Genomic DNA, 12,312 nt, shown 5'->3' with positions numbered 1-12,312 from the left:
CCGAGCGCTTGCTTGGTATTCAAGATGCAGAAGATCAAAAGATCGCAGCCTTCGGCGGCTCCTACATTGGAATGCGTTCCCTTGTAGGAGCTGCCGAAGGCTGCGATCTTTTGATTTTTATCAGAGGGAAATCGGTTTGCGCCCGGCAAACGAATGCGCCAGCGTACCGCCGTCAACCAGCTCCAGCTCACCGCCCAGCGGTACGCCGTGGGCAATCCGCGAGGCGACCAGACCTTTGTTATTGAGCAACTGCGCGATGTAATGCGCCGTCGCTTCGCCTTCGACCGTCGGGTTGGTGGCGAGAATGACTTCGGTAAACGTCCCCGCCTCTTCAATCCGCGCCATCAATTGCGGAATGCCGATTGCTTCGGGCCCCAATCCGTCCAGCGGCGACAAATGCCCCTTGAGCACAAAATAGCGGCCACGGAATCCGGTCTGCTCCACCGCATAAACGTCCATCGGCCCTTCGACTACACACAGCAGCGTGTCATCGCGGCGCGGGTCGGCGCATTGCGGACACAAGTCGTCCTCGGTCAGCGTGCGGCACTGGCGGCAATGGCCGACGCCTTCCATGGCCTGGCTCAAGGCCTGGGCCAGGCGCGTGCCGCCGCTGCGATCACGTTCGAGCAACTGCAACGCCATGCGCTGAGCGGTTTTCTGACCCACGCCCGGCAAGGTGCGCAGGGCGTCGATCAGTTGGCGAATTAAAGGGCTGAAGCTCATGGGTAAACAGTCCGACTAAACAACGAGACGCGGTTTATACCCGCGCCTCTGGCCAGCGTCAAATCCTCAGTCCTGGGCGACCCGGACCACCAGTTTGCCGAAGTTGCGCCCTTCCAGCAGACCGATAAACGCTTCGGGCGCCTGCTCCAGGCCTTCGACCACGTCCTCGCGGAATTTCACCTTGCCGTCGCGAACCCACGGCACCATGTGGCTGATGAATTCCGGCTGACGATCACCGTAGTCGTCGAAGACGATGAAGCCCTGAATACGCACACGCTTGGTGAGCAAAGTGCGTTGCAGCATCGGCAGGCGATCCGGGCCGGTTGGCGCCTCGGCGGCGTTGTAGCCGGCGATCAGGCCGCACAACGGGATGCGCGCCTTGGGGTTGAGCAACGGCAAGACTGCGTCGAAGACATGGCCGCCGACGTTCTCATAATAAATGTCGATGCCGTTGGGGCAGGCCTTGGCCAGTTGCTCGGCGAAGTCGTCGGCCTTGTGGTCGATGCAGGCATCGAAACCCAATTCCTCGACCACGTATTTGCACTTCTCGGCACCACCGGCCACGCCGACCGCGCGCAGGCCTTTGATCTTCGCCACTTGCCCGACCACCGAGCCGACGGCGCCGGACGCCGCAGCCACCACCAGGGTTTCGCCTTCTTTCGGCTGACCGATGTCCATCAGCCCCATGTACGCGGTCATGCCCGGCATGCCCAGCACCCCGAGAGCCATCGACGGACTCGGCAGACCGGCGGGAATCGGCATGATGTTGCGGCCGTCGCTGATGCTGTGGCTTTGCCAGCCAGTCGCACCCACCACCAGATCGCCGGTGTGGAATTTCGGATGATTGGATTGCTCGACCCGGCTGACCGCGCCGCCGGTCATCACTTCGCCGATTTGCACTGGCGCGGCGTAGGACGGTGCGTCGCTCATGCGTCCGCGCATGTAGGGGTCGAGCGACAGGTACAGGGTTTTCAGCAACACCTGGCCGTCATGCAGATCCGGCAAAGCCTCGCGCTCGAGACGGAAGTTTTCCGGGGTCGGCGCACCGGTCGGGCGCGAGGCGAGGACGAAGCGTTGGTTGAGGGTGAGAGGGTCGGACATGTCAGCGTCTCCTGTGAATAGTGAATTCAGCGAGTATAGGGAGCAGACCGTTAAGGTTTTTGGGCGTTCGATGTTTCGCACTGCACCCCATCCATGTAGGAGCTGCGGAACGCTGCGATCTGTTGATCTTGCTTGTAAAACAACAGAATCAAAAGATCGCAGTCTCGTTTCACTCGACAGCTCCTACAGGGTGCGGTGTTACTGGGTCAGAAACAAAAATGCCAGGCGCGATGCCTGGCATTTTGTGTAGCTCATCTGCCGCGCAGTGGCGAATCAGAACGGCAGTTTCATACCCGCTGGCAGGTTCATGCCGGCGGTCATGCTGCCCATTTTTTCCTGGCTGTTGGCTTCGATCTTGCGCACGGCGTCGTTGACGGCGGCGGCGATCACGGCTTCCAGCATTTCCTTGTCGTCTTCGCTCAGGCCTTCGACCAGGCTCGGGTCGATGCTCACGCTTTTAACGTCGTGACGACCGGTCATCACCACGGTGACCATGTCGCCGCCGGCCTTGCCGGTGACTTCGGCGTTGGCCAGTTCTTCCTGCATCTTGGCCATTTTTTCCTGCATCTGCTGCGCCTGCTTCATCAGGCCGGCCATGCCACCTTTCATCATGGGAATCACCTCAAACGTACTTGGATAAAACAGCGCCCGGCCATCGCGGCCGAGCACCTTCAGTTATTAGCCTTGGGTGACCAAGGCGTCGACAGGTTCAATAGTATCGCTTCGCACCACCGCGCCGAACTGCTGAACCATCTGCTGGATGAACGGATCACCGTGGATCGATTCCTCCGCCTCGCGCTGGCGATTGGCGCGGCGGCGGGAGGCGGCCTGGGCCGGGGTTTCCTGCTCGGGCTTGATCAGCTCGATGGTCAGCGTCAGCGTGCGCCCGTGGAACTGGTTCAACGCATCGTTGAGACGCCGTTGTTGCGTGGCGTTGAACAGTGCGCTGTGGGCTGGATCAAGGTGCATCAGCCAATGATCGCCATCGACCGCAATCAACGTGCAGTTGGCGGCGATGCTGCCGGTCATGCCGGAAATCGGCAGTTTTGGGAACAGCTCCAGCCATTGCAGGGCCAGACCGGTTGCCGGCGCGGCGGCGGGTTCCGGCTCGGGCTCGGGTTCAGGATCGGCGGCGTGTTCGCTGGCCAGTTCGTCGAGGTAGCTATAGGCCGAATCCATGTCCGGCTCGATGTAGTCCTCGTCCAGCGGCGGTTCGTCGTCGAGGTCGATGCCCGGGGTGGCTGCGTCGACGTCAGCGACGGACGGCTCGGGAATCGGCGCGGCGGCCCACTCCGGCGCATCCGGGACCACGCTGTCCGGGGTTGGCAACGGCATTGGCGGCAGCTCGGGCTGTTCGCCAGCGGTTTCCAGCACAGGTTCGACGGCGGGTTGCTGAACGGGCGCAGGTTCGGGCTCGACTTCTACCGGGTCGTTCCATGGCAAATCGACCACAGCTTCGATAGCGACAGGCTCAGGCTCCGGTTGCGCTTCGACCACCGGCGCAACAGGTTCTGGCTCGGGAGTCGGCGCCGCTACCGGTGCGGGCGCAGGTGCCGGCGCAACAGCCGCAGCGACCACCGGCGCAGGCTTCGGCGCGGCAGCCACTGAGTTTGCGGAATCAACTGTGGCCTGGCTGATCCCCACTGGCTTTAGCGGTTGCCTCGGCGCGTCCGCGGTATCCGCCGGGCGGAACGCCAGCATCCGCAGCAAGACCATTTCGAAACCGCCACGCGGGTCCGGCGCCAGCGGCAAATCGCGGCGACCAATCAGACCCATCTGGTAATAGAACTGCACGTCTTCGGCCGGCAACGCCTGGGCCAAGGCCAATACGCGATCACGGTCGCCGTGGCCATTGTCGACGCCTTCCGGCAGCGCCTGAGCGATGGCCACGCGGTGCAGCACGTTGAGAATTTCCGAGAGCACGCCGTTCCAGTCCGGGCCTTGTTCGGCCAGATGTCGCACGGCTTCGAGCAACGCCTTGGCGTCGCCTTCGATCAGCGCATGCAGCACGTCATAGACCTGGCCGTGATCCAGCGTGCCGAGCATCGCTCGCACGTCGGTAGCGAGCACCTTGCCTTCACCAAAGGCGATGGCCTGATCGGTCAGGCTCATGGCGTCGCGCATGGAACCATCGGCGGCGCGGCCGAGCAGCCACAGTGCATCGTCTTCGAACGGGACGTTTTCCGCCGTGAGCACGTGGGTCAAATGCTCGACCACACGCTCGGGCGTCATGTTCTTCAGGGAGAACTGCAGACAGCGAGAAAGAATCGTTGCCGGAAGTTTCTGCGGATCAGTGGTCGCCAGGATGAACTTGACGTAGGGCGGCGGCTCTTCGAGGGTTTTCAGCAGCGCATTGAAGGAATGGCTGGAAAGCATGTGCACTTCGTCGATCAGGTAGACCTTGAAGCGCCCACGGCTTGGCGCGTACTGCACGTTATCGAGCAGTTCGCGGGTGTCTTCGACTTTGGTGCGGCTGGCGGCGTCGATTTCGATCAGATCGACAAAACGGCCCTCATCGATCTCGCGGCACACCGAGCATTCGCCGCAGGGGCTGGAGGTGATACCGGTCTCGCAGTTCAGGCACTTGGCAATGATCCGCGCGATGGTGGTCTTGCCGACCCCGCGCGTCCCGGTGAAAAGGTAGGCGTGGTGCAGCCGTTGGCTGTCCAAGGCATTGATCAGAGCCTTGAGCACATGGGTCTGGCCGACCATTTCGCGGAACGAGCGTGGACGCCATTTACGTGCAAGAACCTGATAACTCATCGAAAACCGTCGCAGCGAAGGAAGCAGAAGCGGCTAATGCTAGCGGAGCAAGGGCAAAATTGCATCCGGTGTCCTCGTCTAATATGGCTAAGCTGCATCAGCAGAGGCTTTTATCAGCTCGGGATGGGGAATTACCGGAGCGTCTATGCGGTGGGCCGTGGCGGCATTGCTGGGTATCAGCCTCAACGCGATGGCCGCGCAAGCGCCGTTGCGCTTCGCCGTGCCGGATAGCTGGGCGATGCCGATGGTGCAACTTCAAGGCGGCAGACCGACCCAGGGCATCCTGCACGACATCCTGCTCAGTCTGGCGACCCAGGTTGGCGCACCGGCGCAATTCATCGTCCTGCCGCGCGCGCGGGTCCAGAACGCCATGGAACACGGCGACATCGATGTGCGCTGCTATGCCGCACAGTCGTGGTTGCCGAATCAGTCCGGCGATTACATCTGGAGCGTGCCGCTGTGGTTTCAGCGTGACCTGCTGGTCAGCCGCGAGGATCAATCGGCGCAGATCAATCCCGCTGATCTGCCGCGACAGGCCATCGGCACCGTCCTCGGTTACAGCTACCCGACCCTGCAATCACTGTTCGACGCCGACCGGTTGCAACGCGAGGACGCGCGCAATCAGGAACAGGTGCTGGAAAAGCTCCTCGCCGGACGCTATCGCTACGCAGTAAGCAATCAGTGGACGCTGGACTGGATCAATCAGCGCCTGCTGCCAAAGCAGCAGTTGCGAGGGGTCGCGGTGCTCCAGGAACAGCATATCGGCTGCTATGTCAGGAACGACCCGAAAGTGCCGGTGCAGCTGATTCTGCGGACGTTGCTGCGGATGAAAATGTCCGGCGAGATAGACGACATCATCCGGCTCTACACCGGCACTTCCGAACACACCCCATAACCCTGTAGGAGTGAGCCTGCTCGCGATAGCGGTGGGTCAGTCAGCATTATTGTTAACTGACCCACCGCTATCGCGAGCAGGCTCACTCCTACAGGGGGCTCAATCAATAACCGTGCGATTCGCGGAATTTCGGCTCACGGCTGTGGTGATAATCGATCCATTCCACCACGTCGTAAGGCAGATAAAGCTGCTGCCGGGCGCGGGACACGGCGATGTAAACGGCGCAGATACGCTGATCGAACTCGTAGGCGTCCTTGAATTTCTCATTGCTGAGCAACGCCCGCGTCAACAGCACGCGCCTGAACTCCATGCCGCCGGCCTGCTCGGCCATCATCAACAGACAGGCCTTGCCCGGCTCGATGATCCTCTGGCTCAGTCGGGTCAGGTCGGCAATCCTGAAGCCTTCTTGCAGCTGCGCTTCGATCCACACAAAGGCTTCATCGAAGCGGTTCGCCTCACGCACCTGCCGCCAATCGGCCATGTCGCTGAAATACGGATGCGGCCCCTTTTCGCTGGAGCCAGCATTGTAGAAGTCGCGGCGGAACAGCTCGATAGCGGTGGTCATGAATTGCTTGATGTCGTCCTGCGCTTCCCGGTCGGGAAAGCTGAAGGCGCAATTGCAATCGTGCAGGTGGATGGCCCACATCATCGTGTCCCACGGGGACGCGGTCAGCACCACGCAGCCCTCGGGCGGTACGAAGGCTTGCGGGTAGTACTCGATATCGACGTCGGCGTGACGAGCACCTTCAAACGGCACTTTGCTTTTCTGCGTGTGGCGCGAGATCAGCGGATTGACCAGGCGCTCGACGTTGCGCCCCGAGCGCACCGAATAGCAGATATCGCTCTGGCGCACTTCACGCTTGCGCTTGAGCGGCTCGCCCTTGGCCTGCTGATATTCATCGCCGAGGGTGATCAGCACCTGCTTCCCGCGCTCGATGATCTGCAACAGCGACGCCGGCACATCCTGGCTTTCGTCGATGATCACATGGGTGTAGCGCGGCGGGACGCGGCAACCGGCCAGACTGGCGCGCTTGATCATCAACAACGTCTGAAATCCGCTCTGGCTGGCCCAGGCCGGGTTGGCTTCGAGATAGACCCACAGGCGACTGGAGTACTCCAGCAGCGCTTGCGAGTCTGCGGCTGTCAAAGGCTGCTGGAAATGTGGCAGATGCCTGGCGGACAGCGCGTGATCTCTTGATGCGCAATACAGCTCCAGCACGCGCAGACAGACCTCAAGGGTGCCCTGCCCGTCGTGGTGGCGAAAGCCGAACATATTCAGTTCCTGCGCCAGCGCCTGCTTGCTCGGGATCCGCGCTGGCGTCCTGGCCATATGCAACCGGGGGCCCAGCAACTGGGCCTGGGCAAAGTCGAAAAAGGTCTGGCCAATTTCCGTGTCGTGCACTTGCATGATGTGCTTGCGCAGCGTCGCCAGTTTTGCCGGGGTACGCGCCAACACCAGGGTTCGCTTCGAGCGCAGGCATTCGATCAGCGCGCTGAGCATGTAGCTCTTGCCGATGCCCGCATAGCCCTGCACGTGCAGGTCTTCGTCGAGATTGGCGCGAAAGGTCCGCAGCAGCTTGTCCTGCGCGGCGCTTAACCAGTGCTCACGCTCGCGCGGTGTGACCATTTGCTGACTGAACGGGTTGTTCTGTTTCTGATGGCGAATCTTGTAGTCGACATCCCATTGCCCGTCGGGCAACAGGTATTCCTGCGCAGTGACTTCGTCAGCCATGAGAAACCGCAGGTTCAGGCCTTTGAGCGCATTGAGGCCGAAATACAACTTGCGCGAATCGAACAATCGCCGCGCCTCGGACATCAGTCCCGTCGATCCAGAGCGCCGGGAGGTGACGGACCAGTCAATGAGTCGGGCGAGAATTTTCTCTGCCGCGCTGGCGCTCAAATCCTGTTCCGCTGCCTGGGCGAGGTTCTGGATAACCAGCACCGCCGCCAGTTCCGGGTCAGACAGGTCGGCCAGTGCCGCTTCACCCTCGGACTGCAACAACGCCATACATGCATCATGGCTGATCGGTAGAAGTACCGGGGTGGCCAAATCAAAATGTTCCGGGTGCATACAACCTCGCCGCCAGGGCTTTGACACAACACCAGATCAGTCCTGGTCATTCTCGTCGCGCAGTTCATGGGTGGGCGGCAAGCATCCCTCATTGCCGGCCTCGGGGTGGATCCGCAGCTCGAAGGAGTAGTCGCCCAGCGTCCCGGACATGCCGCGTCGATCTGAGCCGTCAGTCACCGAGCCCGCATCGATCTGTGCCTGCACTTCGTAGAGCGCCATTTCCAGCAGTTTGCGCAGGTGTTCAGGGCTTTGAGCGGTGGCGTGCAGTTGCACGTGGTACTTGCCGGACTCCGACTCGGTGATGGCTGGCTGCGCCTCCACTTCGACCGGCTGCGCCGTTTCTTCAACCGCGTTGAACACGGTCGAAGCCGCCAGAATCGCGGCATGCTCTTCATCCATCAGGTCGAGCACTCGCGACAGCTCCAGCGTGCGCTCGGGCTGTTCCTGCATCTGCGCTTTGACTTCCAGACGACGTAACTGCCATTCACGCAGTTTTTCCCGGGTCAGATCGTCAATTTCACCCACTTGCCTTACCTCTCGATGCCAGGCGAGGGAGTATGCCACTGTTCGGTGTCGGCAGCCGCACGGGCAACGAAACGCTGCGCTGCTCATCTGAGCGTTTCTGATAGCGGATCAACGCCAAAAGCCAAATCACAGGCATAAAAAAACCGCAGTGGGCGAAACCCATGCAGTTCTGTCTGAAGCCTTCGGTGGTTCGTTAAGGTGGTGCCCCCACCAGCCACACCCCGGCACACAATGTTCCCGCTGTGGCTGCTTCCTTCCGGATCTGACCAGGTTCACGGGTAATCGTTGCGGGGGGACCGATGGGGTCACCATAACGACGCTTGCCTGTCGGCGAGCCGCGCCATTGTACCTGTCTGAGATGAAGTTACAACCGTTGGTTGCAGATAAAAAACATGAACGGGTTCAAGGACATAAAGATCGCAGCCTGCGGCAGCTCCTACAGGGCCAGGACTTCGTCTGCACGACCGCCCGCCTGCTGGATCACCAGATGAATGAAGTGCAGCTTGGCGATCGCCGCTGCCGGCAGTACGAACGGATAGAAATCCGGCTGGCCCATGCTGCGCGACAGTTCGTTGAGCATGCCGGCCAGTTCGATCCATGCGTTGACGAATGACAGGAACGCGCTCCCGCCGGGATGCTCCGGGTCGTACAGGGTGCTGGCCGGAAACGGCTGATAGTCGAAATCCATTTCTCGTGCGCTCATGCCGAAGCCCAGTGCGGTGTCCACGGCGTCCATCATGTGCAGGTAATGCGCCCAGGTTTCCGCCCAGTCTTCCCACGGGTGCATGGTCGCGTAGGCGCTGACGTAGTGCTGCGGCCAGTCCAGTGACGCGCCCTGCTGATAATGGCGGTCCAGCGCCTCGGCGTAGCTGGCGCGCTCGTCGCCGAACAGATTGCGGAATGCGCCAAGCCAGGGGCCGTTGGCAATCAGGCGATCCCAGTAATAGTGGCCGACCTCATGGCGAAAATGCCCGAGCAGCGTGCGATAGGGCTCGTGCATCTGCGCCCTGACCTGCTCGCGATGGGCATCGTCGGCTTCTTGGATATCGAGGGTAATGAGGCCATTGGCGTGGCCGGTCATCGGCGCATTGCCCTGCAAGTCGACACCAATGAAATCGAACGCCAGCCCGGTTTCTTCGTCCATGGTTTTCGGGATCACCGGCAGGCCGAGAGTGATCAGTTGCGCGACCAGGCGGCGCTTGGCGATTTCGACCTTGCGCCAGCGCTCGGGATTCTCAGGGACAGCCAGATCGGGAATGGTGCGATTGAGGCTGCAGGCGATGCACAAGGTGTCGTGATCGTTGGCCGGCAGCAGCCAGTTGCACGCGGCGGACATGTCGAGGTTGGCGCAGCGGCGGAACAGGCCGGCGTCGGGATCGACGTCGAGTGTCCAGGTGCCCTCTTCCGGCCCAGGCTGCAGCGAGGTCAGGCGACTTTGCTCGGGTTGATAACCGAGCAAGGCGTTACAGGCCAGGCACTGACTGTTGCGAAAGAACAGCGACTGGCCACAACGGCACGGCCAGACTTTGCTGTTGCGTGAGGATCCGGCCACGAACGGCGCGATGATGCGGGAACTGAGCTGCTCGAAAAAACGGTGCATGGCGATCTCTCCCTGGGACTGGCCAAGACTAGATCATCCCCGCGCACTGATCGTTCCCACGCTCTGCGTGGTAACGCATCCCGTGACGCTCTGCGTCACAGCGGACGCGGAGCGTCCCGGGCGGCATTCCCACGCGGAGCGTGGGAACGATCAGTGCGAGGTCACACGGCGACGCCGTGGGTTTTGAGGAAGGCGATGAACGCTTCTTCGTCCATGACCTTCACACCCAGCTCGTTAGCCTTGGTGAGTTTCGACCCGGCACCCGGGCCTGCAACCACGCAATGGGTTTTCGCCGAGACGGAGCCGGCGACCTTGGCGCCGAGGCTTTCCAGGTGATCCTTGGCCACATCCCGGCTCATCAGTTCGACCTTGCCCGTCAGCACCCAGGTTTCGCCGGACAATGGCAAACCTTCAACGACTTTCTTCTCGCTCTGCCAATGCATGCCGAAATCGCGCAGTTGCTGTTCGGCCTGCTCGGCGAGTTGGCGATTCTCGGGCGAGGCGAAGAACTCGCGCACCGAGTTGGCCTGTTTCTCGGGCAATGCCTGACGCATGTCCAGCCAGTCAGCGTTCATCACCGCATCGAGTGAACCGAAGCGGTCGGCCAGTTTCTGCGCACCACCGGGGCCGACGAAAGGAATATGCAGCTTGTCGAGCAAGCCGCCTAATGTGGTACTGGCGGCGAACTCCGCACCCAACTCGCCTTGGTCCTGAATCTGCAAACCATGGCCGAGCAATTCGGTAATTACCTGCCGGTTATGCGCATCCTCGAAGAAACTGTGAATCTCGTGCGCCACTTCCAGGCCGACGTCCGGCAGGTAGGTCAGCACATGCGGCAAGGCCTGATGCACGCGCTCCAGTGAACCCAGCGACCGCGCCAGCACCTTGGCCGTCTCTTCGCCGACATCGGGAATGCCGAGGGCGTAGATGAACCGTGCCAGGCTCGGTTGCTTGCTGTCTTCGATGGCTTTCAGCAACTTGTTGCTCGAGACCTCGGCGAAACCTTCAAGGTCGACGATGTCATCGAACTTCAGCGCATACAGATCGGCCGGAGAACTGACCAGACCTTCATCGACCAGTTGCTCGACGCTCTTGTCGCCCAGACCTTCGATGTCCATGGCCCGGCGCGAAACGAAGTGGATGATCGCCTGCTTCAGTTGCGCGCCACAGGCCAACCGGCCGACGCAGCGATACACCGCGCCTTCGCTGAAGGTTTCCTTGCCCTTGCTGCGCTTGACCAGTTGCGTGCGCTCAACGTGCGAACCGCACACCGGGCAGCTTTCAGGAATGGCCACCGGGCGCGCGTCATCGGGGCGACGCTCGGTGACCACCTGCACCACTTGCGGAATCACGTCGCCGGCGCGGCGGATGATCACCGTGTCGCCGATCATCAGGCCCAGTCGCGCGACTTCGTCCATGTTGTGCAATGTGGCGTTGGCCACGGTGACGCCAGCGACTTTCACCGGTTTCAGACGCGCCACCGGCGTCACCGCGCCGGTGCGGCCGACCTGGAATTCAACGTCGAGCAACTCGGTGAGCTCTTCCATCGCCGGGAATTTGTGCGCGATCGCCCAGCGCGGTTCGCGGGCGCGGAAGCCCAGCTCACGCTGATCGGCAATGCTGTTGACCTTGAACACTACACCGTCGATTTCATAAGCGAGTGCATTACGCCGTGCGCCGATGTCGTGGTAGTACGCCAGGCACTCGTCGATGCCCTTGGCCAGCTTCAGCTCGTGACTGATCGGCATGCCCCACTTCTGCAACTGCTTGAGGTTGCCAATGTGCGTGTCGGAAATATCGTGGGACACTTGGCCAATGCCGTAGCAACAGAATTCCAGCGGCCGGTTGGCGGTGATCTTCGAATCGAGCTGGCGCAGACTGCCCGCTGCGGCGTTGCGCGGGTTGGCGAAGGTCTTGCCGCCGATCTCCAGTTGCGAAGCGTTGAGGCGCTCGAAACCGGCCTTGGACATGAACACTTCGCCGCGTACTTCCAGCGTCGCCGGCCAGCCCTCGCCGTGCAGCTTCAGAGGAATGTTGCGCACGGTGCGCACATTGACGCTGATGTCTTCGCCGGTGGTGCCATCGCCACGGGTAGCACCGCGCACCAGCAAACCGTCCTGATACAAAAGGCTGACCGCCAGGCCATCAAGCTTCGGCTCGCAGCTGTATTCAATCGCCGAGCCGCCACCGAACAGATCGCCCACCGGCACGTCGAGACCTTCGTTGACGCGGCGATCGAACTCGCGCATGTCGGACTCTTCGAAGGCGTTGCCGAGGCTGAGCATGGGGATTTCATGACGCACCTGGGTGAACGCAGTCAGCGCCATGCTGCCGACGCGCTGGGTCGGCGAGTCGCTGGTGATCAGTTCCGGGTTGGCCGCTTCCAGCGCCTTGAGCTCGTGGAACAAGCGGTCGTATTCGGCATCCGGAATACTCGGCTCGTCGAGAACGTGGTAGCGATAGTTGTGCTGATCCAGCTCAGCGCGCAGCTCTAGAATGCGGGTTTTGGCGGCGGTCATGGGTGTTCTCTCATAAAGCAAAAGAGCAGCCGAGGCTGCTCCAGTTTTATTCCATTATCGGCGGTGGGGCCAAAAGATCGCAGCCTCGTTGCACTCGTCAGCTCCTGCGAACCGA

Annotated in this window: 9 protein-coding genes and 1 other RNA gene; 1 reads left to right on the top strand and 9 read right to left on the bottom strand. The window is 61.4% G+C overall.

Annotated elements, in window-relative coordinates; translation table 11 throughout:
- Window positions 1-120: 120 nt before the first annotated feature.
- From recR to dnaX, 4 genes are all read right to left on the bottom strand, one after another.
- A complete protein-coding gene (recR, locus tag J2Y90_RS14965) occupies window positions 121-723 on the bottom strand; it encodes a recombination mediator RecR (protein ID WP_016773861.1) in 603 nt (200 codons plus the stop codon).
- 66 nt (window positions 724-789) lie between these two features.
- The gene (locus J2Y90_RS14960; protein ID WP_253500648.1) at window positions 790-1,824 is read right to left on the bottom strand and encodes an NADP-dependent oxidoreductase; all 1,035 of its coding nucleotides are present in this window, start codon (window positions 1,822-1,824) and stop codon (window positions 790-792) included.
- A 273-nt stretch (window positions 1,825-2,097) separates the two neighbouring features.
- On the bottom strand, window positions 2,098-2,436 hold the full coding sequence (locus J2Y90_RS14955; protein WP_253500647.1) for a YbaB/EbfC family nucleoid-associated protein: 339 nt from the start codon (window positions 2,434-2,436) through the stop codon (window positions 2,098-2,100).
- A 66-nt stretch (window positions 2,437-2,502) separates the two neighbouring features.
- On the bottom strand, window positions 2,503-4,587 hold the full coding sequence (gene dnaX / locus J2Y90_RS14950) for a DNA polymerase III subunit gamma/tau (RefSeq protein ID WP_253500646.1): 2,085 nt from the start codon (window positions 4,585-4,587) through the stop codon (window positions 2,503-2,505).
- A 145-nt stretch (window positions 4,588-4,732) separates the two neighbouring features.
- Between dnaX and J2Y90_RS14945 the strand changes: the two genes are divergently transcribed.
- A complete protein-coding gene (locus J2Y90_RS14945) occupies window positions 4,733-5,482 on the top strand; it encodes a substrate-binding periplasmic protein (RefSeq protein WP_253500645.1) in 750 nt (249 codons plus the stop codon).
- 103 nt (window positions 5,483-5,585) lie between these two features.
- Here J2Y90_RS14945 and J2Y90_RS14940 read toward each other — a convergent pair whose 3' ends face one another.
- The 5 genes from J2Y90_RS14940 to ligA form a co-directional block, all read right to left on the bottom strand.
- Window positions 5,586-7,553 carry a hypothetical protein gene (locus tag J2Y90_RS14940; RefSeq protein WP_253500644.1) on the bottom strand — a complete coding sequence of 656 codons (1,968 nt, stop codon included), beginning with the start codon at window positions 7,551-7,553 and terminating at the stop codon, window positions 5,586-5,588.
- A gap of 36 nt (window positions 7,554-7,589) precedes the next feature.
- The gene (locus J2Y90_RS14935) at window positions 7,590-8,078 is read right to left on the bottom strand and encodes a hypothetical protein (RefSeq protein ID WP_253500643.1); all 489 of its coding nucleotides are present in this window, start codon (window positions 8,076-8,078) and stop codon (window positions 7,590-7,592) included.
- 205 nt (window positions 8,079-8,283) lie between these two features.
- An RNA gene (gene ffs, locus J2Y90_RS14930) (signal recognition particle sRNA small type) lies at window positions 8,284-8,380 on the bottom strand.
- A gap of 134 nt (window positions 8,381-8,514) precedes the next feature.
- Window positions 8,515-9,678, bottom strand: a complete 1,164-nt coding sequence (locus J2Y90_RS14925; RefSeq protein ID WP_253500642.1) for a zinc-binding metallopeptidase family protein — start codon at window positions 9,676-9,678, stop codon at window positions 8,515-8,517.
- A 161-nt stretch (window positions 9,679-9,839) separates the two neighbouring features.
- The gene (gene ligA, locus J2Y90_RS14920; RefSeq protein WP_253500641.1) at window positions 9,840-12,197 is read right to left on the bottom strand and encodes an NAD-dependent DNA ligase LigA; all 2,358 of its coding nucleotides are present in this window, start codon (window positions 12,195-12,197) and stop codon (window positions 9,840-9,842) included.
- Window positions 12,198-12,312 lie beyond the last annotated feature (115 nt).

The sequence above is a fragment of the Pseudomonas koreensis genome, from assembly GCF_024169245.1.
Taxonomy (GTDB): domain Bacteria; phylum Pseudomonadota; class Gammaproteobacteria; order Pseudomonadales; family Pseudomonadaceae; genus Aquipseudomonas; species Aquipseudomonas koreensis_F.
Note: the sequence above shows the minus strand (reverse complement) of the source record. Positions and strands in the feature narration are given on the sequence as shown.

Bases quoted from the DNA above. Each gene is read 5' to 3' on its own strand.
- dnaX (WP_253500646.1), bottom strand. From the start codon at position 4,587: ATGAGTTATCAGGTTCTTGCACGTAAATGGCGTCCACGCTCGTTCCGC.
- J2Y90_RS14945 (WP_253500645.1), top strand. From the start codon at position 4,733: ATGCGGTGGGCCGTGGCGGCATTGCTGGGTATCAGCCTCAACGCGATG.
- J2Y90_RS14960 (WP_253500648.1), bottom strand. From the start codon at position 1,824: ATGTCCGACCCTCTCACCCTCAACCAACGCTTCGTCCTCGCCTCGCGC.
- J2Y90_RS14925 (WP_253500642.1), bottom strand. From the start codon at position 9,678: ATGCACCGTTTTTTCGAGCAGCTCAGTTCCCGCATCATCGCGCCGTTC.
- ligA (WP_253500641.1), bottom strand. From the start codon at position 12,197: ATGACCGCCGCCAAAACCCGCATTCTAGAGCTGCGCGCTGAGCTGGAT.
- recR (WP_016773861.1), bottom strand. From the start codon at position 723: ATGAGCTTCAGCCCTTTAATTCGCCAACTGATCGACGCCCTGCGCACC.
- J2Y90_RS14955 (WP_253500647.1), bottom strand. From the start codon at position 2,436: ATGATGAAAGGTGGCATGGCCGGCCTGATGAAGCAGGCGCAGCAGATG.
- J2Y90_RS14940 (WP_253500644.1), bottom strand. From the start codon at position 7,553: ATGCACCCGGAACATTTTGATTTGGCCACCCCGGTACTTCTACCGATC.